At 65.4% G+C, this 24,099-nt stretch carries 16 protein-coding genes and 2 pseudogenes; 8 read left to right on the plus strand and 10 right to left on the minus strand.

Annotation, left to right across the window (positions count from 1 at the left end; translation table 11 throughout):
* Positions 1 to 67: 67 nt before the first annotated feature.
* Positions 68 to 1,018, plus strand: coding sequence for a glutathione synthase (gene gshB / locus O8I58_RS06470; RefSeq protein WP_298321579.1), 951 nt, complete (start codon positions 68 to 70; stop codon positions 1,016 to 1,018).
* Between the two features lie 130 nt (positions 1,019 to 1,148).
* Positions 1,149 to 2,021, plus strand: coding sequence for an energy transducer TonB (locus O8I58_RS06475; protein WP_298321580.1), 873 nt, complete (start codon positions 1,149 to 1,151; stop codon positions 2,019 to 2,021).
* A 60-nt stretch (positions 2,022 to 2,081) separates the two neighbouring features.
* On the opposite strand, the pseudogene tsaB reads toward O8I58_RS06475, so the two are convergent.
* The 3 genes and pseudogenes from tsaB to sucC all read right to left on the minus strand — a co-directional run bounded on the left by tsaB (position 2,082) and on the right by sucC (position 5,281).
* Positions 2,082 to 2,793: pseudogene (tsaB, locus tag O8I58_RS06480) on the minus strand (tRNA (adenosine(37)-N6)-threonylcarbamoyltransferase complex dimerization subunit type 1 TsaB).
* Positions 2,794 to 3,060: 267 nt separating this feature from the next.
* A pseudogene (gene sucD / locus O8I58_RS06485) lies at positions 3,061 to 3,937 on the minus strand (succinate--CoA ligase subunit alpha).
* A 174-nt stretch (positions 3,938 to 4,111) separates the two neighbouring features.
* Positions 4,112 to 5,281 (minus strand): ADP-forming succinate--CoA ligase subunit beta, encoded by a 1,170-nt coding sequence (gene sucC / locus O8I58_RS06490; protein ID WP_298321581.1) that lies wholly within the window; start codon positions 5,279 to 5,281, stop codon positions 4,112 to 4,114.
* A 183-nt stretch (positions 5,282 to 5,464) separates the two neighbouring features.
* Here sucC and O8I58_RS06495 point away from each other — a divergent pair, with 183 nt between their 5' ends.
* The 6 genes from O8I58_RS06495 (at position 5,465) to O8I58_RS06520 (ending at position 14,240) form a co-directional block, all read left to right on the plus strand.
* A complete protein-coding gene (locus O8I58_RS06495) occupies positions 5,465 to 7,084 on the plus strand; it encodes a sensor histidine kinase (RefSeq protein ID WP_298321582.1) in 1,620 nt (539 codons plus the stop codon).
* A 457-nt stretch (positions 7,085 to 7,541) separates the two neighbouring features.
* Entirely contained in the window at positions 7,542 to 8,987 is a 1,446-nt protein-coding gene (locus O8I58_RS06500) for a sigma-54-dependent transcriptional regulator (protein WP_298321583.1), read from the plus strand.
* A gap of 507 nt (positions 8,988 to 9,494) precedes the next feature.
* Positions 9,495 to 9,938: a pilin gene (locus tag O8I58_RS06505; RefSeq protein WP_298321584.1), complete on the plus strand. Its 444-nt coding sequence runs from the start codon at positions 9,495 to 9,497 to the stop codon at positions 9,936 to 9,938.
* A 249-nt stretch (positions 9,939 to 10,187) separates the two neighbouring features.
* On the plus strand, positions 10,188 to 11,918 hold the full coding sequence (pilB, locus tag O8I58_RS06510; RefSeq protein ID WP_298321585.1) for a type IV-A pilus assembly ATPase PilB: 1,731 nt from the start codon (positions 10,188 to 10,190) through the stop codon (positions 11,916 to 11,918).
* Positions 11,919 to 12,110: 192 nt separating this feature from the next.
* The gene (locus O8I58_RS06515; protein ID WP_298321586.1) at positions 12,111 to 13,373 is read left to right on the plus strand and encodes a type II secretion system F family protein; all 1,263 of its coding nucleotides are present in this window, start codon (positions 12,111 to 12,113) and stop codon (positions 13,371 to 13,373) included.
* 3 nt (positions 13,374 to 13,376) lie between these two features.
* On the plus strand, positions 13,377 to 14,240 hold the full coding sequence (locus O8I58_RS06520) for a prepilin peptidase (RefSeq protein ID WP_298321587.1): 864 nt from the start codon (positions 13,377 to 13,379) through the stop codon (positions 14,238 to 14,240).
* A 95-nt stretch (positions 14,241 to 14,335) separates the two neighbouring features.
* Here O8I58_RS06520 and O8I58_RS06525 read toward each other — a convergent pair whose 3' ends face one another.
* The 7 genes from O8I58_RS06525 to O8I58_RS06555 form a co-directional block, all read right to left on the minus strand.
* Positions 14,336 to 15,340 (minus strand): class I fructose-bisphosphate aldolase, encoded by a 1,005-nt coding sequence (locus O8I58_RS06525; protein ID WP_298321588.1) that lies wholly within the window; start codon positions 15,338 to 15,340, stop codon positions 14,336 to 14,338.
* Between the two features lie 317 nt (positions 15,341 to 15,657).
* Positions 15,658 to 17,127 (minus strand): pyruvate kinase, encoded by a 1,470-nt coding sequence (pyk, locus tag O8I58_RS06530; RefSeq protein WP_298321589.1) that lies wholly within the window; start codon positions 17,125 to 17,127, stop codon positions 15,658 to 15,660.
* A 221-nt stretch (positions 17,128 to 17,348) separates the two neighbouring features.
* On the minus strand, positions 17,349 to 17,993 hold the full coding sequence (locus O8I58_RS06535; RefSeq protein WP_298321590.1) for an HAD family hydrolase: 645 nt from the start codon (positions 17,991 to 17,993) through the stop codon (positions 17,349 to 17,351).
* Entirely contained in the window at positions 17,990 to 19,165 is a 1,176-nt protein-coding gene (locus O8I58_RS06540) for a phosphoglycerate kinase (protein WP_298321591.1), read from the minus strand. The genes O8I58_RS06535 and O8I58_RS06540 overlap by 4 nt, the downstream gene beginning before the upstream one ends.
* Positions 19,166 to 19,481: 316 nt before the next feature.
* Positions 19,482 to 20,834, minus strand: coding sequence for a DUF3999 domain-containing protein (locus O8I58_RS06545; RefSeq protein ID WP_298321592.1), 1,353 nt, complete (start codon positions 20,832 to 20,834; stop codon positions 19,482 to 19,484).
* Positions 20,831 to 23,500 carry a DUF2339 domain-containing protein gene (locus O8I58_RS06550; RefSeq protein ID WP_298322806.1) on the minus strand — a complete coding sequence of 890 codons (2,670 nt, stop codon included), beginning with the start codon at positions 23,498 to 23,500 and terminating at the stop codon, positions 20,831 to 20,833. Before O8I58_RS06550 ends, O8I58_RS06545 begins: the two co-directional genes overlap by 4 nt.
* A 193-nt stretch (positions 23,501 to 23,693) precedes the next feature.
* Positions 23,694 to 24,062: a hypothetical protein gene (locus O8I58_RS06555; RefSeq protein WP_298322809.1), complete on the minus strand. Its 369-nt coding sequence runs from the start codon at positions 24,060 to 24,062 to the stop codon at positions 23,694 to 23,696.
* Between the last annotated feature and the right edge of the window lie 37 nt (positions 24,063 to 24,099).

Here is a 24,099-nt window from a genome sequence, read left to right on the forward strand (position 1 = left end):
TTGCAGAACGAAGGCCATTCGCCGCCTGTTACCATCGCCTGCCGATTGCCTCCCCCTGCACCGAATCATGAGCGCCGACGTCATCGTGGTGATGGACCCCATCGGGTCGATCAAGATCGCCAAAGACACTACTTTCGCCATGCTGCTGGAAGCCCAGCGCCGCGGCCACCGCCTGCATTACGTAGTGCCAGGCGGGCTGTCGCTGCGCGATGGCGCCGCCGTCGCCCGGGTCGCGCCGCTGACCGTGGCCGACGACAAGGCCGGCTGGTACACCCTGGGCGCGGAATCCGAGTTCAGCTTCGGCCCGGGCCAGGTGGTGCTGATGCGCAAGGACCCGCCGGTCGACGCCGAATACATCTACGACACCCAGGTGCTGGATGTGGCCCAGAACGCCGGCGCGCTGGTGGTCAACAACCCACAGGGACTGCGCGACTACAACGAGAAGCTGGCCGCGCTGCTGTTCCCGCAGTGCTGCCCGCCGACCCGGGTCAGCCGCAACGCGGCCGAACTCAAGGCCTTCGTCCTGGAACACGGCCAGGCCGTGCTCAAGCCGCTGGACGGCATGGGCGGGCGTTCGATCTTCCGCACCGGCACCGGCGATCCCAACCTCAACGTGATCCTGGAAACCCTGACCGACGGCAACCGCAAGCTGGCCCTGGCGCAGAAGTTCATCCCGGACATCAGCGCCGGCGACAAGCGCGTGCTGCTGGTCGACGGGCAGGTGATCGACTACTGCCTGGCGCGCATCCCGCAGGGCGACGAATTCCGCGGCAACCTGGCGGCCGGTGGCCGCGGCGAAGGCAGGCCCATCAGCGAACGCGATCGCTGGATCGCCCAGCAGGTCGCGCCGACCATGAAGGCCCACGGCATGCTGTTCGTCGGCCTGGACGTGATCGGCGACTACCTGACCGAAGTCAACGTCACCAGTCCCACCTGCGTGCGCGAGCTGGATGCACAGTTCGGCCTCAATATCGCCGGCCTGCTGTTCGATGCCATCGAGCGCAGGCTCGCAGCCTGAGCGCGCATCCCGCAGTCGAAGTGAAGTGCATTGGCTGCCAGCAGCGCGCAGCTGGCATCGCATCGCGCACGTCAGGCCATCAGGTCGCGGAGAAGCGCGCCCAACGCAACCTGGATGACGCGCACTAATCATGTCCGCGCAGCTGACCAGTCCCCGGATCGACGAAAACGCACGGCTGGGCGCGACCCTGGCGCTGTCGCTGCTGGTGCACGGCATCGTGCTGCTGGGACTGGGCTTTGCCCTGGATGACGACGCGCCGGTGATCCCGACGCTGGACGTGATCCTCAGCCAGACCAGCACGCCGCTCACACCCAAGCAGGCCGATTTCCTGGCTGCGGCCAACCAGCAGGGCGGCGGCGATCGCGACAAGTCGCAGCGCCCGCGCGAGGCCCAGGCCGGCTGGGTGCCGCAAGCCGAGGCCGGCGTGGCGCCGGAACCACTGCGCGCCCAGTCGCCCAACGCCGCACCACCGCCGCAAGCGCGGGTGATCACCACGCGGGATTCGGATCAGGCCGTGCCACCGCAGGAAGCCCGGCCGCAACCCGACCAGCCCGACCTGCCCCATGGCGAACAGAAGATCGAGCACGACATGGAGATGGCGCGGCTGGCCGCCGAGATCCACCTGCGCTCGGACCTGTACGCCAAGCGCCCCAAGCGCAAGTTCGTCTCGGCCAGCACCCGCGAATACGTCTGGGCCAACTATCTGCGCGCCTGGGTGGACCGTGCCGAGCGGGTCGGCAACCTCAACTACCCGGATGAAGCGCGCCGCAGGCGGCTCAGCGGACAGGTCGTGATTTCGGTGGCCGTGCGCCGCGATGGCAGCATCGAGCAGAGCAGCATCATCCAGTCCAGCGGCGTGCCGCTGCTGGATTCCACTGCCCTGCGCATCGTCACCCTGTCAGCGCCGTTCCCGCCGCTGCCGCCGAACGAAGAAAACATCGACGTCCTGCATGTCACCCGCACCTGGGTGTTCCTGCCTGGTGGGGAAGTCCGCGACCAGTAGGAGCGGCCCATGGCCGCGAAAGGCCGTACCGGTAATGCCCCTCGCGACCATGGGCCGCTCCTACGTGGCCTGCTTGGCCGCCCGCGCCGCCTGCTGCTCTTCCAGGGTCAAGGCAACGTTGTTGCGCAGATAGGCCGGCTCGACCAGCTCCGGCGCCGTGCGATCCCCGCGGGCATAAGCCGCCACAGCCAGCGTCGCCACATCGGCGGCATGCGGCAATGCCGCGAGCATCCACTGCCATCAGCCGGTCGCCGAACCGCGCCGCCAGCACGCCCTCGGCAGCACTGAAACCGGTGCCGACCGCATGCCAGCCGCCCAGCGTGTCCGCGAGTTGCACCACGTCGGGCGAGCCGACGATTTCGACATCCAGCGCGTCCAGCACATCGCCGTTGCGACGGAAACAGGCTGCATAGACTTCGCCCATCCGCGCATCGATCGCGGCAACCACCTTGCCTGCACCGGACGGCGCGCGCAGTACCAATGCCTGCAGGGTCGACACCGCCAGCAGCGGCCGATCCAGCGCCAGCGCCAGGCCCTGCCCCAGCGCGATCGCCAGCCGCACGCCAGTGAACGCACCCGGCCCGCGACCCACCGCAATCGCATCGAGTTGCGACTTGGCCACACCCGCTTCGTCCAGCAGCGCCTGCGCCCATGGCAGCGACAGCTCGGCATGGCGACGCGGCGCGATCTCGAAGCGCTCGCTCACCCGCCCATCGACGTGCAGGGCCACGGAACAGGCTTCGGTGGAGGTTTCAAACGCGAGCAGGCGCATGCGGTGGGCACGGAAGTCAAAACAGGCGCCATTTTGCCCCTTCCATGCGCCCGCCGAAACGCGCGCGTGACTTCTCCAATCGCGATGATCTGTAGGAGCAACTGTCTGTCTGCTCGACGCGTTTACCCCCTCTCCCCCATTTGTGGGGGAGAGGGGGCAAATCAGCGCGACGTAGTCTGGTAGGACATATCCGCCCCGCTCAAACGACAACGGGCCGCCCGAAGGCGACCCGCGTCGAACAACCGCTCAAGCCCGAAGGCTTGCGGCTTACTTCACCAGCTTGGCGATGGCCGCGCCCAGGTCGCCCGGCGAACGGACGGTGACAACGCCGGCCGCTTCCATCGCGGCGAACTTGCCTTCGGCCGTGCCCTTGCCACCCGATGCGATCGCACCCGCGTGGCCCATGCGCTTTCCAGCCGGGGCCGAGGCGCCGGCGATGAAGCCGACGACCGGCTTCTTGACGTACTGCTTGATGTACTCGGCACCAGCTTCCTCGGCGTCGCCACCGATTTCGCCGACCATGATGATGCCTTCGGTCTGCGGGTCTTCGTTGAACAGCTTGAGGCAGTCGACGAAGTTCAGGCCGTTGATCGGGTCGCCGCCGATGCCGATGCAGGTGGACTGGCCCAGGCCGACTTCGGTGGTCTGCTTGACCGCTTCATAGGTCAGGGTGCCCGAACGCGACACGATGCCGATCTTGCCCGGCTTGTGGATGTGGCCCGGCATGATGCCGATCTTGCACTCGCCCGGGGTGATCACGCCGGGGCAGTTCGGCCCGATCAGCACGGTGTCCGGATGCGAACGGGTCAGCACGTTCTTGACGCGCAGCATGTCCAGCACCGGGATGCCCTCGGTGATGCAGACGATGACCTTGATGCCGGCTGCGGCCGCTTCCAGGATCGCGTCGGCCGCGTACGGCGGCGGCACGTAGATCACCGACGCATCGGCGCCGGTAGCTCTGCACGGCTTCGGCCACGGTGTTGAAGACCGGCAGGTCGATGTGGGTTGTGCCGCCCTTGCCCGGGGTGACGCCGCCGACGACCTTGGTGCCGTACTCGACCATCTGGGTGGCGTGGAAGGTGCCCTGCTGGCCGGTGAAGCCCTGCACGATCACCTTGGTTTCTTTATTGATCAAAACGGACATTTCGTTGAGTCCTTCGTAATTTTATTGGGCCGGCTTCGGATGCCCGGGCATCGGTCTGACGCCGATGTCCGCGTTGCATGCCACCAGAACCCCATCACGTCGCTGTGCGACGTGCCCGCCCCTTGACTCAAGGGGCAAAACGGAGCGCTGCCAGCATCCCTCTACCGTGGACGGTTAGGCGGCGGCTTTGACCGCTTCAACGACCTTCTTGGCACCGTCGTTGATGTTGTCGGCCGGGATGATGGCCATGCCGCTGTCGCGCAGCAGCTGCTTGCCTTCTTCCACGTTGGTGCCTTCCAGGCGGACGACCACCGGGACCTTGACGCCCACTTCCTTGACCGCGGCAATGATGCCTTCGGCAATCATGTCGCAGCGGACGATGCCGCCGAAGATGTTGACGAAGATGCCTTCGACCTTGTCCGAGGACAGGATCAGCTTAAACGCCTCGATCACGCGCTGCTTGTTGGCGCCGCCGCCCACATCCAGGAAGTTCGCCGGCTCGCCGCCGTTGAGCTTGATCACGTCCATGGTGGCCATGGCCAGGCCGGCGCCGTTGACCATGCAGCCGATGTTGCCGTCCATGGTGACGTAGTTGATGTCCAGCTCCGAAGCGGTCACTTCGGTTTCGTCTTCCTGGGTCTTGTCGCGCAGGGCGACCAGTTCCTTGTGGCGGAAGCCGGCGTTGTCGTCGCTCTCGAACTTGCCGTCCAGCGCGTACAGGTTGCCGTCGTCCAGGATCGCCAGCGGGTTGATTTCAACCAGCGCCAGGTCCTTTTCGTTGAACAGGCGGTACAGGTTGACCATGATGCTGGCGAGCTGGCCGGCCTGCTTGGCGGTCAGGCCGAGCTTGAAGCCGAAATCGCGACCGTGGTAACCCTGCACGCCTTCGACGAAATCGACGTTGAGCGAATGGATCAGCTCCGGGGTTTCAGCAGCGACCTGCTCGATCTCCACGCCGCCTTCCGACGAGGCGATGTAGGTGATGGTCTTGGTGCCACGGTCGACCAGCACCGACAGGTACAGTTCCTTGACGATCTCGCCGGCGGTGGTCACCAGCACCAGGTTGATCGGCAGCTCGACGCCGGCGGTCTGGTAGGTGGCCATCTTGGTGCCGAGCAGCTTGGCGGCGATCGCCTTCACGTCATCGGTGGTCTTGCAGAACTTGACGCCGCCGGCCTTGCCGCGGCCACCGGCGTGGATCTGCGCCTTGACCATCCAGGGGCCTGCGCCCAGCGACTTGGCGGCTTCGACCGCCTCGTCCGGCGTGGCGGCGACTTTACCTGCCGGGACCGGGATGCCGTATTCGGCAAGCAGTTGTTTTGCCTGATATTCGTGGAAATTCATGCGTCACCGTATTAATAAGGTCAGTACGCATCGCGCGCCGGGGCACGTCCCACGATCGGGGACAGCCGGGTGCCGATGGGCCGCGCATTGTCACCCAAGGGTGTGTTGCGACGCAAAACCACCAGTTTCCGGAGCGCCCCCTATACTTCCATTCGTTCCATCCAGTGGAAGGATTCCCCCAGCTTGAGCACCGTGCCCGCAAAGACGCCCGTCCTGGCATTGGTCTCCGAACCGCGCCGCGAACTGTATTTCCTGGCCCTGTACCGCGTCCTGGAAGCCGGCATCCTGGCCGGACTGCTGTTCAGCCCGCTGTCCGATGTCCTGAGCGCCGGCGCGATCAATTCCCCGGCGCTGGCCACGGCCGTCACCGTGTTCTACCTGGTGTTCTCGCTGGCGATGCTGCTCTTTGGCCGCAGCGAGAACCGGCTGCTGCGGATCGTGATCGGTGGCGCCTGCGTGGATCTGACGGTCGCCAGCCTAATCACGTACGCCTTGCCGGACGCGGCGCCAGGCGTGGCGATGCTGCTGCTGTTCAACGTCGCAGCCGCCTGCACCCTGCTACCGCTGCGCTGGGGCGTCGGCGTGGCGGCGACGGCCACGCTCGCGCACTTCATCGAGTACCTGGTCGCCGTGTTGGCAAACAACGGACCGCCGCGCCCGGTTGCCGAAGTCGTCATGTTCTGCGTCAGCTACCTGGCCGTTGGCCTGCTGGCAGTCCAGGTCGGCCTGCGCGCCCGGCGCAGCCAGCAGCTGGCTGACGCACGCGGCGTCGAAGTCGCCAATCTGGTCGAAGTCAATGAACTGATCATCCGGCGCATGCGCACCGGCGTGCTGGTGGTGGACCTGGACGGCCGCATCCGGCTGTCCAACGAGGCCGCCACCGGCCTGCTGGGCGAAGCGGCCGGGACCGATGGCGGCGCACTACTGCAGGGCATCGCCCCTGAACTCGCCCGTCGCCTGCAGCGCTGGCGCAATGGCTGGCAGAACGACGAAACACCGCTGACCCTGACCCCGGACCAACCCGACATCCAGCCGCGTTTCGCCCGGCTGCTAGCCGGCAGTGAGCTGTCGCTGATCTTCCTGGATGACGCCACGGTCGTATCCCGCCGCGCCGAATCGCTGACGCTTGCGGCGCTGGGCCGCTTTTCGGCCAGCCTGGCCCACGAGATCCGCAATCCACTGGCCGCGATCAACTACGCGGTCCAGCTGCTGGAAGAATCGCGTGAATTCAATCCCAGCGACCGCCACCTGCTGGGCATCATCCACCAGCAATGCCAGCGCACCAACGGCATCGTCGAAAGCGTGCTGGGACTTGCGCGACGCGAACGCGCCACCCCCGAACACACCGACCTGAACGTGTTCGCGCGCCAGTTCGTCGACGACTACCAGCAATCGATGCCGATCGAGACCGACAGCCTGGAGGCAGTCACAGGCAACCGCCAGGTCACCGCCATGATCGACCCACGCCACCTGCACCAGGTCGTGACGGTATTGGTGCACAACGCCCTGAACTACGGACGCCTGCCGGGCGAACCTGCCCGCATCCGCCTGCGCGTGTTCCAGCTGGACCAGCGGGCGATGATCGACATCCTGGACCGCGGCCCGGGCATTCCCGCGGCCGTGGCCGCACAACTCTTCCGGCCCTTCTTCACCACCTCCGAGCACGGCACCGGCCTGGGCCTGTACATCGCCCGCGAGCTGTGCCGCGCCAACCAGGCGACGCTGGAATATGTCGCCGTGCCCGGCGGCGGTAGTTGTTTCCGGATTGCGATGCCCGGCCCCAACAGCCTACTGACTGCGTAGAAGCGACCGTCCCCTCGACACTGCAGGGCGCTCCCTCTCCCCCGCATGCGGGGGAGAGGGTCGGGGTGAGGGGGATGAGCGGTGATGACCATGCTCACGACGGTGATCGACATCCAAAGTCGATTGCATTGTTGGCATCGAGCGGAAAGCCCCCTCATCTGCCCTTCGGGCATCTTCTCCCCCGCTTGCGGGAGGGGAGAAGGAACAAAGCCAGATGCAACCCCGGCAAAGCCCCCACCGACCCAGCCCGCAGACACGTAGCCCGGGTAAGGCCGCAGGCCGCATCCGGGGCGGCGACCTCTGGAAAGCCCCCATCCAACCCACGGCCCTATTCAAACGATGTCGATCGGACACCCCGCTCGATGAGGCATCGATGTCGAGGCCTTTTCGTCAGCCCCACCCTCCCCCTTGCACCTGTTCAGCAGTTAGACTGGATCGCACGCAATGCGAGACCATGATGAGCGACCCCCGTAGCGCCCTGATCGTCGATGACGAACGTGACATTCGTGAGCTGCTGACCCTGACCCTGGGACGCATGGGTCTACGGATCGACGCCGCCGCCAACCTTGGCGAAGCACGCGAACTCCTGTCCAGGAACAGCTACGACCTGTGCTTCACCGACATGCGCCTGCCTGACGGCAACGGCATCGAACTGGTCAGCGAGATTTCCAGGAATTTCCCCAAGACGCCGGTGGCGATGATCACCGCCTTCGGCAACGTTGAACTGGCGGTCGAGGCCCTGAAGGCCGGCGCCTTCGACTTCGTCAGCAAGCCGGTGGATCTGAACGTCCTGCGCGGCCTGGTCCGCAATGCCCTGCAGTTGAACGACACCGAGCGCCCAGCACCGACGCCCGCCCCGGTCCAGCACGCCATGCGCCTGCTCGGGGACTCGCGCGTGATGGCCGAACTGCGCCAGACCATCGCCAAGGTGGCCCGCAGCCAGGCCCCCGTGTACATCCTGGGCGAATCGGGCGTGGGCAAGGAACTGGTCGCCCGCACCATCCACGAACAGGGCGGTCGCGCCAACGGGCCTTTCATCCCGGTCAACTGCGGCGCGATTCCGGCAGAACTGATGGAAAGCGAGTTCTTCGGCCACAAGAAGGGCAGCTTCACCGGCGCGCATGCCGACAAGATCGGCCTGTTCCAGGCCGCCAGTGGCGGCACCCTGTTCCTGGACGAAGTCGCCGAACTGCCACTGTCCATGCAGGTCAAGCTGCTGCGCGCCATCCAGGAAAAAGCCGTCCGCCCGGTCGGCGCCTCCGGCGAAATCCAGGTGGACGTGCGCATCCTGTCGGCCACCCACAAGGACCTGGGCGAACTGGCCCACGATGGCCGCTTCCGCCACGACCTGTACTACCGCATCAACGTGATCGAACTGCGCGTGCCGCCCCTGCGCGAGCGCACCGGCGACCTGCCCCAGCTGACCCAGGCCATCCTCACACGCCTGGCCGCGACCCATGACCGCGCAGCCCCCCTGCTGTCGCCGGTGGCCCTGGACGCGCTGGGCCAGTACCCGTTCCCCGGCAACGTGCGCGAACTGGAAAACATCCTGGAACGCGCCATGGCCATGGCCGACGAGGATGCCATCGACGCCGGCGACCTACGCCTGCCACAGATCGAACGTCGCACCCCTGCCGCACCCGCGCCCCAGGCAGCGTCACAGGACTACGACCCGTTCCGCTCCAGCCCCGCGCCGTTCGGCCAGCCAGCCGCACCCGTCGCGCACGAGCCACCCGCCAGCGAAAGCGATGCCCCGCTGCCGTCCTATATCGAACAGATGGAACGCGCCGCGATCCACAAGGCGCTCGAAGACAACCGCTGGAACAAGACCAAGGCCGCCGCGCAGCTGGGCATTACCTTCCGCGCCCTGCGCTACAAACTGAAGAAGCTCGGAATCGAGTAGGACGGGGCTCGACCCGCCCACTCACCGCACCAACGGAATGCCGCACCCGCGACCTCCCACACACCCCGCTTCGGCGGGGTGTGCCATTTGGGGGTGGCTTCGATTCACGGGCATTGGGAAGCGAACGTGCCGCAATGGCGGTCAAGACCCGCCTTACCTGGTCGCGGCGCACTTCCCAGGGCGTCATCCCCACACATGACGGCAACCGTGCACCAGCACACACTTGGCCTTTGCCATCCGTCATTCGGCCCCGAAACTGACAGCCAACGTCACCTAGTGACGCAGATCGTCAGGCCCTCGCGACACTCGATAAACACCCCGCGATGAACGACAGATATTTGGCGCTGTACGAAACCTGACCGAATTGATCAGGTTGGCACGCTTCCTGCTGAACACTCACCGCACGTGGGTTTCCACGGCACCCACGGTCCGCGTCAGTCCGGGGGCGCGGGGGAGACAGTGCCCCCAAGCAATACCATCCAGCCAATCCACCCAAGGAATTACTTCATGAAGAAGAACATGCAGGGCGGTTTCACCCTCATCGAACTGATGATCGTGGTCGCCATCATCGCCATCCTGGCGGCCATCGCGCTGCCGGCGTATCAGGACTACACCATTCGCTCCAAGGTTTCTGAGGCACTGGTGATGGCCGATGCGGCCAAGCTTGCTGTCACCGAAACTGCTGCAAGCCAAGGGGTCGTAGCTACCGAAGTAGCTGACAATGATGCGGCTGGCTATACCAGCAATGAGACCAAGTATGTCGCCTCGATTGAGATCGAGGATGGCGTAATTACCGTCACCACCCAGGATACCGGCGCAACCACCGCCCCCGTTCTGTTGATGACCCCCACCCAGGCAACCACTGATGTACCAGTCCAGTGGGTTTGCTCACTTTCAGCTGGCGATCCCAAGTACGTTCCGGCTAGCTGCCGCACTGCTGCGACACCCTAATACCGCAGGACTGTAGGGCGGGTCTCGACCCGCCACGCACGGACCCACTGGAGCGCTACTATTGCGGCCTCCCACAAACCCCGCTTCGGCGGGGTTTGTTGTTTTGAGCGACTTCGATCCATGGGCATTGAGGATGACGGGGCCCAATGGCCGGTCAAGACCCGCCCTACACCACCGCCGTCTTCGGCTGCTTGCTGATATCTTTCCCGCGAGCAAATCGAGGCCGTGACGGCCACCGGGGAATGCATCATGAATACGATGGCCGCCAACAGCGCCAATCTTGTCGGCATCACCGGCATTGCCCGTCGCCTGGTCATAGATGGGACCATGGAGGAGGCCGTCGCCCGCACGGCCATGGCAGAAGCCACCCAGGCCAAGATCCCGCTGGCCCAGTGGATCCAGGAGAAAAAATTGGTCGCGCCCGCCGGATTGGCCGCCGCAAATGCCATCGAATTCGGCATACCGTTGATGGATGTTGGCGTCTTCGATGCGTCCCAGAACGCGCTCAAGCTGGTCAGCGAAGAGCTACTGCAGAAGCACCAGGTCCTGCCGCTGTTCAAACGCGGCAACAAACTCTATGTAGGCGTCTCCGATCCGACCAGAATGCAGGCCCTGGACGAGATTAAATTCCACACCAACCTGGTGGTGGAGCCGATCCTGGTACCGGACGACCAGCTCAAGCGCACCCTGGAGGCCTGGCGTAATGCCTCCGATTCGCTGGGTGCGCTCGGCGGGGACGAGGAAGGCCTGGATAACCTCGATACGGCCAGCGGCGACGAGGACGGCACTGACAGCGGCGTGGATGCCAAGGGCGACGACACCCCGGTGGTGAAGTTCGTCAACAAGGTGCTGGTGGATGCGATCCGCCGCGGCGCCTCGGACATCCATTTCGAACCCTACGAAACCGACTACCGTGTGCGCCTGCGCATCGACGGCATCCTGAAACATGTCGCCAAGGCGCCGCACAAACTCAACCAGCGCATCGCCGCGCGCCTGAAGGTGATGTCGCAGCTGGATATCGCCGAGAAGCGCGTGCCACAGGACGGACGCATCAAGCTCAACCTGTCCAAGACCCGCCAGATCGACTTCCGCGTCAGCACCCTGCCGACCCTGTTCGGCGAAAAGGTCGTGCTGCGTATCCTCGATGGCAGCGCCGCCAAACTCGGCATCGACAAACTGGGCTACGAGCCGGACCAGCAGAAACTCTTCCTGGAGGCCATCCACAAGCCGTACGGCATGGTCCTGGTGACCGGCCCGACCGGCTCGGGCAAGACCGTATCGCTGTATACGGCGCTGGGCATTTTGAACGACGAGACCCGCAATATTTCCACCGCCGAGGACCCTGTCGAAATCCGCCTGCCGGGCGTCAACCAGGTCCAGCAGAACACCAAGCGCGGCATGACCTTCGCTGCCGCGCTGCGTAGCTTCCTGCGCCAGGACCCGGACATCATCATGGTCGGCGAAATTCGCGACCTGGAAACCGCGGAGATCGCGATCAAGGCCGCGCAGACCGGCCACATGGTGCTGTCCACACTGCACACCAATGACGCACCGCAGACCATCGCACGCCTGATGAACATGGGCATCGCGCCGTACAACATCACCAGCTCGGTGACGCTGGTGATCGCCCAGCGCCTGGCCCGACGGCTGTGCCCACGCTGCAAGAAGCCGCATGACATTCCGCCGCACGCGCTGCTGGCGGAAGGCTTCACCCAGGCGGAACTCGATGCAGGCTTCACCCTCTACGAGGCCGTTGGCTGCGACGAGTGCACCGAGGGCTACAAGGGGCGTGTCGGCATCTACCAGGTGATGCCGATGACCGATGAGATCAGCAGCATCGTGCTGGAAGGCGGTGGCGCCATCCAGATTGCCGAGGCCGCCCAGCGCTCAAACATCCGCGACCTGCGCCAGTCGGCGCTTTGGAAAGCCAAGCAGGGCATGACCAGCCTGGCCGAGATCAACCGCGTCACCAAGGATTGACCGCCGGAACAATGCTATTGGGGAATGGCTTTACTCATCTCCCCTGCTTGTGCGGATAAGCAGACTGCTATGCCCCTCTCCCCGCATGTGGGAGAGAGGGGTGACAGGCTGCGATTGTTTTGCCGGCCGAACCCGCTACCATGCGGGGGGTGAGCTACCCGGCATGGGGATGCCGGCAACTGGGGAACCAACATGGCCGTAACCCGTTCAGCCGCCCGGAAATCCGCCCCGGTCGCGCGCAACACCAAACAGCTGGTCACCTTTGTCTGGCAAGGCACGGACAAGCGCGGCATCAAGATGCAGGGCGAACAGGAAGCGCGCAACGCCAACCTGCTGCGTGCCGAGTTGCGGACCAAGGGCATCACGCCGACAGTCCTCAAGCCCAAGCCCAAGCCGCTGTTTGGCGCAGCCGGCAAACCGATCAAGCCTGGTGACATTGCCTTCTTCAGTCGCCAGATGGCGACGATGATGAAGTCCGGCGTCCCCATCGTGACGTCCCTGGAAATCATCGGCAGCGGCCATAAGAACCCGCGCATGAAGAAGATGCTGGAAGGCATCCGGGCCGATATCGAGGGCGGCTCCTCACTCTCTGAAGCCATCAGCAAATATCCCGTCCAGTTCGACGAGCTGTACCGCAACCTGGTGCGTGCAGGCGAAGGCGCAGGCGTGCTTGAGACGGTGCTGGATACCATTGCGAACTACAAGGAAAACACCGAAGCACTCAAGGGCAAGATCAAGAAGGCATTGTTCTACCCGGCAATGACCATCGCGGTTGCTCTGATCGTCAGCGCGATCCTGCTGATTTTCGTGGTGCCGCAGTTCCAGGCTGTTTTCACCAGCTTTGGCGCAGACCTTCCCGCCTTCACCAAGATGATCATCGCGGCGTCGGATTTCGCCATTTCCTATTGGTGGCTCGCGGCCATCATCCTGATCGGCGGCGGCATCGCCTTTGTCATGGCGTTCAAGCGGTCTTTGGCGTTCCAGCATTTCCTGGACCGCGTCATCCTCAAGGTGCCGGTCATCGGCCAGATCATGCACAACAGTGCAATCGCACGCTTCTCACGCACGCTGGCCGTGACCTTCAAGGCGGGCGTTCCACTGGTCGAGGCCTTGGACACGATTTCCGGCGCCACCGGAAGCACGGTCTACGAGAAGGCCGTGCTGCGCATCCGCGATGACGTGTCGGTCGGCTACCCGGTCAACATGGCGATGAAGCAGACCAGCCTGTTCCCGCATATGGTGGTCCAGATGACCGCCATCGGCGAAGAGGCTGGCGCGCTGGACACGATGCTGTTCAAGGTCGCCGAGTACTACGAGCAGGAAGTCGACAATGCCGTGGACGCGCTGAGCAGCCTGATCGAACCGATGATCATGGTGGTGCTGGGCGTGCTGGTCGGCGGCATGGTCATCGGCATGTACCTGCCGATCTTCAAACTCGGCGCGGTGGTCGGCTGAGCGATGGCATTTCTTGATCAACACCCCGGACTGGGGTATCCGGTCGCGGCCGCGCTTGGCCTGATGGTCGGCAGCTTCCTCAACGTGGTGATCCTGCGGCTGCCGCGCCGACTGGAGTGGCAGTGGCGACAGGATGCCAACGAGATCCTGGAGCAGCCGGACCTCTACGATCCACCCCCTCCCGGAATCGTGGTTGAGCCCTCGCACTGCCCGCATTGCAAGCACAAGCTGTCGTGGTTCGAGAACATTCCGCTGTTCAGCTGGCTGGCCCTGCGCGGTAAATGCCGGCATTGCCATACACCGATCTCGATCCAGTACCCGGCTGTCGAGTTGCTGGTCGGATTGCTGGCACTGGCCAGCGTCTGGCGCTTCGGCTTCGGCTGGCAGGGCTTCGGCGCGGCGCTATTGAGCTGCTTCCTGGTGGCGCTGTCAGGCATCGACCTGCGCACCCGGCTGTTGCCCGACACGCTGACGCTGCCACTGATGTGGCTTGGCCTGATCGCCAGCCTGGAACATCTCTACATACAACCAAAGCCCGCCCTGTTGGGTGCGATTGCCGGCTATGTCTCGCTCTGGTCGGTGTGGTGGCTGTTCAAGCAACTGACCGGCAAGGAAGGCATGGGCCACGGCGACTTCAAACTGCTGGCGGCCATCGGCGCCTGGACCGGCTTGGCCGGTATCCTGCCGACGATCCTTTTCTCATCCCTGGTCGGCGCCATCATCGGCACCATCTGGCTGGTCGCCAAGGGCCGGGATCGCTCGACCCAGATTCCGTTCGGCCCTTACCTGGCGATTGCCGGCTGGATCGTGTTCTTCTGGGGCAACGAGATCATCGAAGGCTATATGCGGATGTCAGGGCTGCATTGATTCCGCCCCTGACCTCAGCCCACATCAGGCCAGAATGGACAAACAAGAACGCCGGCTTTCGCCGGCGTTCTTGCATCTGACGCTGCAGGAAGCAATCAGCCTTCCCACTGCCCCAGTGCGGCCAGGCCGTTTTCGCGGGCGCGGTCGAACACGATCGACTGAGCCTTAGCGAAATTGCCGACCAGATCCTTGGACCAATGCGCCAGCGCTGCCTGCTGCATGGCGCGGCCGTAAGAGAAGCTCAGCGGCCACGGCAGGTTGCCCAGGCGGTTCATGGCATCCAGGTGCGCGGTGGAATCGCGGTCGGACTGGCCACCGGACAGGAACACGATGCCCGGCAGGATCGCCGGCACGGTGCTCTTCAGGCACATCACGGTGGATTCGGCCACTTCATCGACGTCCACCTGATCCTCGCAGCTCTTGCCCGGCACGATCATCGATGCCTTGAGGATGGTGCCTTCCAGCAGGACGTTCTGCTCGTACAGAGCGCCGAACAGCGAGCGCAGGGTCGCCTCGGTCACTTCATAGCAGGTCTGGATGTCGTGGTCGCCGTCCATCAGCACTTCCGGCTCGACCATCGGCACGATGCCCTGCTCCTGGCACAGCGCGGCGTAGCGGGCCAGCGCGTGGGCGTTGGCTTCGATGCAGGTGCCAGACGGAATGTCTTCGCCGATGTTGATGACCGCACGCCACTTGGCGAAGCGCGCGCCCAGCGTGTAGTACTCCTTCAGGCGGTCGCGCAGGCCGTCCAGGCCTTCGGTCACCAGCTCGCCCGGGCACCCAGCCAGCGGATGCGCGCCTGTGTCGACCTTGATGCCCGGGATCATGCCCTGGCTGGCCATGTACTTGGCGAACGGCACGCCGTCCTTGGTCTTCTGACGGATGGTCTCGTCGTACAGGATGGCGCCGGACACGTGCTCGCTCAGCTTCGGCGTGGTCAGCAGCAGCTCGCGGTAGCGGCGACGGTTTTCCTCGGTGTTCTCGATACCGACGCCAGCGAAACGCTTGGCGATGGTGCTCGAAGATTCGTCGATGGCGATGATGCCCTTACCGGGGGCAACCATGGCCTGTGCGGTTTCGGCGAGCTGTTCGATGCTCATGCGGATCCTGTAGCGGGACGGTGGGGACGGGAATTATAGCCACCCCATCCGTTAGCTCCGACTCACAACCGCCCATGCAAGCGCTTACATGCCATCAAGCGGAGCGACCAATCATCTTTGGCTTGGTCTCCCGCCAGGAACCTGCCGTCGTTCCCGCGTCCGCGGGAACCCAGAGCCTTTAGCTCTCAAAGGCTCAACGTCACTGGATCCCCCGCCTATGCGGGGATGACGGCATTGAAGGCTCAACGCGTCGCTGGATCCCCTCCCCGCCTTCGCGGGGGCAGGCTCTTCGGGGATGACGGCATTTCCAGCAGTCCCTACAACTCGCCGAGCCCGCTTGCGCGACCGTCTTCGCCCACTTCCAGCAGGCGCAGGGTGTTGGTGGCGCCATGCATTTCCATGTGCTCGCCGCTGGTGAACACGACTTTGTCGCCCGCCTTCAGGCGGCTGGTCTGGACCAGGTGCAGGATGCTGGCGCGCGCTGCCTCGCGCGGCACCATGCCACGGCTGTCGAAGGCGACCGGCGTGACGCCGCGCATCAGCGCCATACGTCGGCGCGCACCGTCATCGCGCGAGAACGCATACACCGGCACCGACGAACGGAACCGCGACAGGAAGTTCGCCGTTCCGCCCGACTCAGTCAGTGCGACCACGCCGCCCAGGCCGATGTGCTCGGACAGGAACATCGTGGCCATCGCGATGGCGTGGTCGGCGCGCTGCAGGTTGCGCTGGGCGGCCTCGAAATCGGTGTCCATCTTGAACGAGCGCTCGGCGCCGACGCAGATCCGCGCCATCGCCTCCACCGCGCGCACCGGGTAATGGCCCGCCGCGGTTTCGCCCGACAGCATCACCGCATCGGTGCCGTCGATCACGGCGTTGGCCACGTCCATGACCTCGGCACGCGTAGGCAGCGGGCTGTCGACCATCGACTGCAGCATCTGGGTGGCGGTAATGACCACTTTGTTCTGCTCGATGGCCTCGCGGATGATCCGCTTCTGCAGGCCGGGCAGCTCGGCATCGCCAACCTCCACACCCAGGTCGCCGCGCGCAACCATGACCACGTCGCTGGCGCCGACCACTTCCTTGAGATTGGTAATGGCCTCGGAACGTTCGACCTTGGAGACGATGTGCGCCTGGCTGCCATGCTTGCGGGCGCTGGCACGGGCTTCTTCCATGTCCGCGGCATTGCGGCAGAAGGACACGGCGATGAAGTCCACGCCGATGTCCGCGGCCACGGCGATCAGATCATGGTCATGCGGGGTCAGCGCACCCAGCGACAGGCCACCACCCTGCTTGTTCAGGCCCTTGCGGTCGCTCAGCGCGGCCTCGTTGAGCACCTCGGTGATGATGCGCTGGCCCTGAACTTCAACCACGCGCAGCTGCATCATGCCGTCGTCCAGCAGCAGCGTATCGCCCGGGGCGACATCACCCGGCAGGCCCAGGTAGCTGACGCCAACCTGGGTTTCGTCGCCCGGAGGCGCGTTTTCATCGGCGACCAGATCGAAGCGCGCACCGGCCTTCAGATACACCTTGCCGGCCGCGAAACGCTCGATGCGGATCTTCGGTCCGGGCAGGTCGGCGAGGATGCCGACCTCGGCACCCACCTTGGCAGCGGCGGCGCGCACGGCTTCGGCGCGCTCGCGCTGGCCGTCAGGCGAACCGTGCGAGAAGTTGAGTCGCACCACGTTGACGCCGGCGCGGATGAGGTCTTCCAGCACCCCGGGCGCGTCGGTCGCCGGGCCCAACGTGGCAAGGATTTTGGTACGGCGCTGATGTGTGCTGGTCATGGTTTTCTCCTGAGCTGCAAACGCTACCACAGGCATTGCGGTGGTCCGTTTGTGCAGTGCAACCAAGGCATGAACCCGGCAGGAAAAATTGCAGCAAAATCAACCCAAGCGATTGTACTTAAAGGAATTTTCAGGAAATCAAAGTCAACCCTGGATCGACCAAACTGGTATTTTCTTGGTATTGAGTTGCGCAATTGGCCTGTACCGTGCGGGCCAATGGCTCAGGCGAAACAGGCCTCGAGTTCGGCCGGCGTTTGCACGATGGCGCCCGCCCCTGCCGTGGTCAGCTCCTCGCGGTCGCCAAACCCCCAGAGCACCCCGACACAGCGCATCTGGTGATGCACGGCGCCTTCGATATCCATGCGGCGGTCGCCGATCATCACGCACGCCTCCGCCGACAGGGACAACCGGCGCAGTGCTTCGGCGATGAGATCGGACTTGAAGCGACGCTGGCCGTCATCGCTGGCGCCAACAATCTCCTCGAAGCTCGTCCCGAACGGCAGGTTCGCCAGGATCTGGCGCGCCGAACGTTCGTTCTTGGAGGTCACCACCGCCAGGCGGTGGCCGGCGGCTTTCAACGTGGCGATCAGCTCGGGAATGCCGGTATACACGGTCAGTTCGGTCCAGCCCAGCGTGTCGTAACGCTGGCGGTACAGCGCCAGCGCCTGGGCAACCTGCGCTTCCTCGCCGAAGACCGACTGGAAGCTGTCGCGCATCGGTGGCCCGATCCACGGCCGCAGCGATGCCGCGTCCGGGACCGGCTGCTGCATCGACGCGAACACATGCTGGATGCCGTTGATGATGCCCGGCTCCGAATCAATCAGCGTGCCATCCAGGTCGAAGAACAGCGTGGGTTTGCCGCTCACGAACCGCGCGCCTCCAGCGCGGCCACGGCCGGCAGGGTCTTGCCTTCCAGGAATTCCAGGAACGCACCGCCGCCGGTGGAGATGTAGCTGACCTCGCTGGCGATGTCGTACTTGTCCACCGCCGCCAGGGTGTCACCGCCACCGGCGATGGAGAATGCCGGGGAAGCGGCGATCGCACGCGCCAGGGTCTCGGTGCCCTTGCCGAAGGCGTCGAATTCGAACACGCCGACCGGACCATTCCAGACCACGGTGCCGGCCTTGGCGATCAGCTCGCTGTAGGCGGCGGCCGTGTCCGGGCCGATGTCCAGGATCAGATCGTCGGCATCCACGGCGTCGACCTGCTTCACCGTCGCTGCGGCATCGGGCAGGAACTGCTTGGCCACCACCACGTCGGTGGGCAGCGGAATCTCGGCGCCGCGCGCCTTGGCGTCGGCGACGATCTTGCGCGCGGTATCCAGCAGGTCCGGTTCGCACAGCGACTTGCCCACGCTGTAGCCGGCGGCGGAAATGAAGGTGTTGGCGATGCCGCCACCGACGATCAGCTGGTCGACCTTGCCCACCAGGCTGGACAGCAGCTCCAGCTTGGTCGAGACCTTGCTGCCGGCGACGATGGCCAGCAGCGGGCGTGCCGGCGCGGCCAGCGCCTTGTCCAGTGCATCCAGTTCGGCCATCAGCAGCGGGCCACCGGCCGCAATGGGGGCGAACCTGATCACGCCGTGCGTGGAGGCCTGCGCGCGGTGCGCGGTACCGAAGGCATCCATGACGAACACATCGCACAGCGCGGCGTACTTTTGGGCCAGCGCCTCGTCATCCTTGCCCTCGCCCAGGTTCATGCGGCAGTTTTCCAGCAGCACGATCTGGCCCGGCTCGACCTGTACGCCATCGACCCAGTCGCGTACCAGCGGCACCGGCACGTGCAGCAGTTCGGACAGGCGCTTGGCCACCGGCGCCAGCGAATTTTCCTCGCTCCAGCTGCCTTCCTTCGGGCGCCCCAGGTGCGAGGTGACCATCACCGCCGCGCCCTGCGCAAGCGCGGCCTTCAGGGTTGGCAATGACGCGGTGATGCGCTGCTCGGAGGTGATCCTGCCGTCATCGATCGGCACGTTCAGATCCTGTCGGATCAGCACGCGCTTGCCGGAAAGGTCGAGGTCGGTCATGCGGATGATGGTCATGGGGGCTTGAGCTCGTGAAAAGTCAGGAGGAAAGGAAAGTAGCGTCGGACACCGGACGCCGCGGAAATGTTGCCGTGGCAGGTCGCGCAGCACGGCAGGAGGAAGCATTGGCTGGCATGCAGGCCGCCGTGCGCTGGCCCGCGCCATCGCACGGGGCCGCACCGATCCGGGGATCGCAGTGCATCAACGACCGCATCGGCGGCCGGCAAGGCGGCAAACGTTCACGCAGAGGCGGGGCATGCGGCTTCCGTGGTGAAAACGGGCCCTTATTGTCCGGGCTTCATGTCCATGCGGCAAACCCGGAAGTGGCTGCACGTCAGGTTGAAGGTCCGTCAGGCGGTTGTTTCGCGCGCAACAAGCTGACCGCGAACCCACCGACCACCAGGGCGCCGATGACCAGCAACGCCCAGAGCAGCAGTTTTTTCCAGTCGGGCTTCTCGGCCACCGGCTGCAGCGCGGCTTCACCCTGCAGGGGTTGCGCCGTCGCTGCGAGTTCGGCCAACGCGGGCTGCCATTGCGCCCCACGGTCCTGGCGCAGGGCCGCGATCATCGGCTGCAGCGGCGCATCCGAACGCCGTGCATTGGCGCTGCCCGCGGCCAGCGCATACAGCGGCGTGCCCTGGGCCAGGAACACGATGACCTCGGGCCGGTAATCCAGGCGCAGCTGCGGCGCCGTGGCCGCCTTGCCCGCGCTCGGCAGCAGGCGCCAGTAACGATCCCGCGTGGTCACCGACAGTCGCTGCGGCGCCGAGCGTTGCGCGGCGCCGCCCACCTGGTACGCCAACCATGGGCCTGCACGCTGCACCCACGGCGCGTCGGAGGCATCGCGACTCTGCACGATCCATTCGACCGCCTCGTTGCCGCCGGACACCACGTCCACCTGCGCCACCGGGAAGCGGCCTGGCGAAGTGAATTCGAAACCGCGCTCCAGCGCCTTGCCGTCCAGCAGCACCGACTGCCACGGCTGCGCCGCAACCGGCGCCGCGACTTCGGCCTGGACGCTTTGCAACACTGGCACGCTGCCCGACACCGGCACGATCCGCAGGTAATGCGCGCTGGATGGCAACGCGATGCGTCGCTGGCTCAGGCGCTGCCGGCCGTTGTCCAGGTCGACCACGGTGACGCGCGGGTCGATCAGGAACCAGTCGCGCAGGTCATCGCTGCCTTCCAGGCGCAACTCCGCCTGCAGCTGCGGTTGCGCCTGCCATTCCAGCCATACCGCCTGGACCGGCGATTTCAGGGCGCTGGCATCCAGCAACCAGCCACCGGCGCGGGCGGCCTGCGTCGCACCTTCCGGCAGGCGGGTTTCCACCCGGGTCACCGCACCTTGTGCGTCGCGTTGCGCGATCAGCTGCAGGTCGCCGGACTGGCCCGCAGGACGCGCAGGCAGCTGGAACAGCGGCAGGCCCACGCGCTGTGGCGGCATGGCCAAAGGCGAGTCGGCCGCCATCAACGCGGCCGGTAGCGGCTGGCCTTGCGCATTGCGGGGCACAACATCGGCCAGCACCGGGGATTGCGCGGTGCGATAGACCGCATCGGACAACGTGACCCGGTAGGCACCGGCATCGGCGGTCGACAACTGCATCGGCCACTGCTGCACATAGTTGTCGCCGGAACCCGCGGCGGCGGCGGCCAGAGGCACCAGCAACATCAGGAACATCGCCTTCATCCCTGCACCTCCGCAGCCTGCTCGCCATCACGCGGCGGCGCCGGCGCGAAATACCCGACCAGCGTGCACAGCAATCCATAGGCGATGAACGAACCGATGCCCAGCAGGTTGCCCAGGTGCTGCCGGTCGACCAGCACCAGCTTGGCCAGTACCAGACCCATCAGCAGCGCACCACTGAGCCAGAGTCCACGCTGTCCACGCCGCGAACCGAACACCCAGGCGATCACGCCCAGCACGCTCCACACTACGGTCAGGCTGGTCTGCGCCACGCTGGTCCACAGCAGCTGCGCATTCCACGGCACCTGTCCCCAGTGATGGACCGAGTGCAGCGTTGAGCTGGTGATCAACACCATGCCCGCCACGGCCATCAGGAAGATGCGCCGCCGCTGCAGACCCGCTGGCACATTGGCGTGCCATAGCCAGCGCGCGAGCAGGGCCAGCACCGCAAGCTGACTCAGCTCGCCCGGATTGAGCAGCGGCAACCACGGCAACGGCGCGGCGCCAAGGCTGTCACCCAGCGCCACCAGCCAGCCCAGCAACAGCACCACGAACACCGTGGCCTGCATGCCCGGGCGGCACGCATCGAGCGCATCGCCACGCGGCCAGGCCAACCACGACCAACGCAGCAACGACACTGCCGCCAACGCCAGCCATGGCCAGGCCAGCAAGGCGAACACCCAGCCTCCCGCCAGCTGCGCATGGTCGGCAAGCCAGCTGCCAGCCATCGACAACATCAACGGCCAGACCAGCAGCCACACGAACTGCGCGCCCTGCGCACCAGGGCCTTCGGCCCCGCGCAGGCACCACAGCGCGCGCGTCCCCAGCGCCGCGAACACCCCCCAGGCCACCGCGCCACCGCCAGCAAAAGGCTGCGCATGTACGGCCATCTGCCAGCCTGCCACCGGCATGGCCAGGACGAATGCCAGCATCACCGTCCACAACAGCGCGACGGCCGGCCGGATGCGATGCACCTCGGCTGCCAGCCAGGCCGTGACGGCAAGCAGGACCAGCACCAGATCCGGCTGATCGGGGAGCGCGGCAAAGCGCTGGATTTCGGTCAATCCAGCACCACTCCACCAAGCCAGCGCCCACAGGTAGGCGATCGCAGCCAACGCTTTGGTCTTGCCTGCCTGCAGCATCCAGGCGCTGGCAAACCCGGCAAGCGCGATCAGCAGCGCGCTCATGAAGGCCGGATTGGCGACCGCAGTGAGGTCGTGCGTGCCGCCTTCGATCCCCAATGCAAAGCTGATCGCCGCGGCACACTGCAGCAGCACACCACTGGCCAGCGGCAGCCGGCGCTGCTGGCGCAGGCCCAGCCAGACCAGCCCTGCCCCTTCGAGCGCGAACACGCTTGCCGTGGCTTTCGCGGACAGCGCCAGCGGGACAGCGAGCGTCGCGAAACCGGCAGCCAGCAACGCGTGGGCACGCCCCAACAGCGCGGTGCGGGCATCACGCAGCAACCATGCGGCAAGGCCGGCGTAGATCACGGCGAGCGCCAATGCACACAGCGCCAACTGCATGCCATCGCCGCGCAGCAGGCCCGCCTGCAGCGAGAACGCCACCAGCGGCGTGCCGAACAGCAGGCTTCCGTCGATCACGCGCGTCTGGGTGTCGCCGTGCCGCGCATGCAACACCGGAATCAGCAGATAGAAAGCAAAGAACAGCAGCAGGAACGGCTCGGTGCTGGCGAACTTGTCCGGCTGGTAATCCAGCACGCCCCAGATCGTGCCGATGCCAAAGGTGAAGACAAACCCGAGCAGGTTCAGCACCCGCCAGGAACGCACCCACGCAATCGCAAACACGCCCGCGTTGAGCAGCGCGTAGTACGAGAACAACGCGACGTGGTTGCCGCTGCCGGTAGACAGCCAGATCGGCGCGAGGAACCCGGCGAGCGTGCCCAGCACGGCCAACGTGCGCGATTCCTGCAGCACCGCAAGCACGCACATGCCAGCAATCAGCACCAAGCTGATTCCGAACGCCGCGCCTGCCGGCATCAGGCCGGAAATCTTGAATGCCGCGAACACCGTCAGCAGCAGCACGCCAATCGTGCCGCCCTGCAACGCAAGCGCGAATCCCGGGCGCGCCGCACGCTGCCGCCACCCAAACACCAGGCCCGCCAACGCTGCCGCCGCAATGCCCGCATAACGCAGCTCGATCGGCATGCGGAACCAGCCCTGATCACCGGCGTATTTGAGCAGTGCCGCGACACCGGCCAGCAGCACCAGCATGCCGACCTTCACCGGCACGTTGCCTTCGGTGAACCAGCGCTTGGCCGCCGCCAGCAGTTGGGTGATGGGGTCCGGGCGAGAAGGCGTCTTGGCCACCGGTGCGGGCGTCGGCACCTCGGGGCGCTCCGGGATCGGTGGCGGTGTGCGCTCGACGGCTTCCGGCCGCAGATAAGCGGGCCTGGGCGCAACGGGCTCCGCATCGACCGGTGTTGCAGGACGGTCCACTTCTGGCGCTGGCGTAGTCGCGGGCGCGGCACGCTCGGCTTCCGCTGTCGCCCCCCAAGGCGAGCCCTGCCTTGCCGGCCTGGCCATGGCAAACATGTCCAGTTCCAGCTGCGCCACGCGTCGGCGCAGGCTGCTGATCGAAACCAGCGCCACGATCAGCAGCACGGGAATCGCCAGCAGCACCAGTCCCAGCAGCACGAAGAACGCTTCCATTGCCTCACTCCCTGAAGACGCGGACGACAACGCCTGCGTCCATGCAGCGCATGCTACCGAACTCCCCGTCCGAACGGCCGGCATCCGGCAACCAGCCGCCACCGGCGCACCGATGCAGCCATCGCAGCGCCCGGCCAGACACAAAAAAAGCCCCGCATCGCGGGGCTTTTCCTGATCCATCAAGACACCGCGATCAGTCGCGATAGCCGCTCTCGTTGGCGCTATTGATGATCCAGACCAGATTGGCCCCACTGTCGAAGCCACCCTTGCTGTCGAAAATCAAACGACCCCAGCCCTTGTAAACGTACTCGGTCCGCGAAGTGCCCGAGCCATGGAAAAACGGAATCCAGGCCTTGCCGGTCACATAGCTGCCCTGGTCGGTCGGCTGCCCCACGATGTCGGTCACCTGACGGACCGGCATGCCGATCTTGAGTTGATTGAACTTGCTGCCCGGTGCCAGCTTGCCAACGATCTCGCCTTCCCAGTCGTTGACACCCTTGACCTTCTCGCCATAACCCTCTTCAGCGTCGGAGGCCTTGATCACTTCGCCCTGGTCATTCATCCAGGCCGGACGGCCGCCCTGCTTGGCTTTGCCTTCG

It is taken from the genome of Pseudoxanthomonas sp. (assembly GCF_027498035.1).
Taxonomy (GTDB): domain Bacteria; phylum Pseudomonadota; class Gammaproteobacteria; order Xanthomonadales; family Xanthomonadaceae; genus Pseudoxanthomonas_A.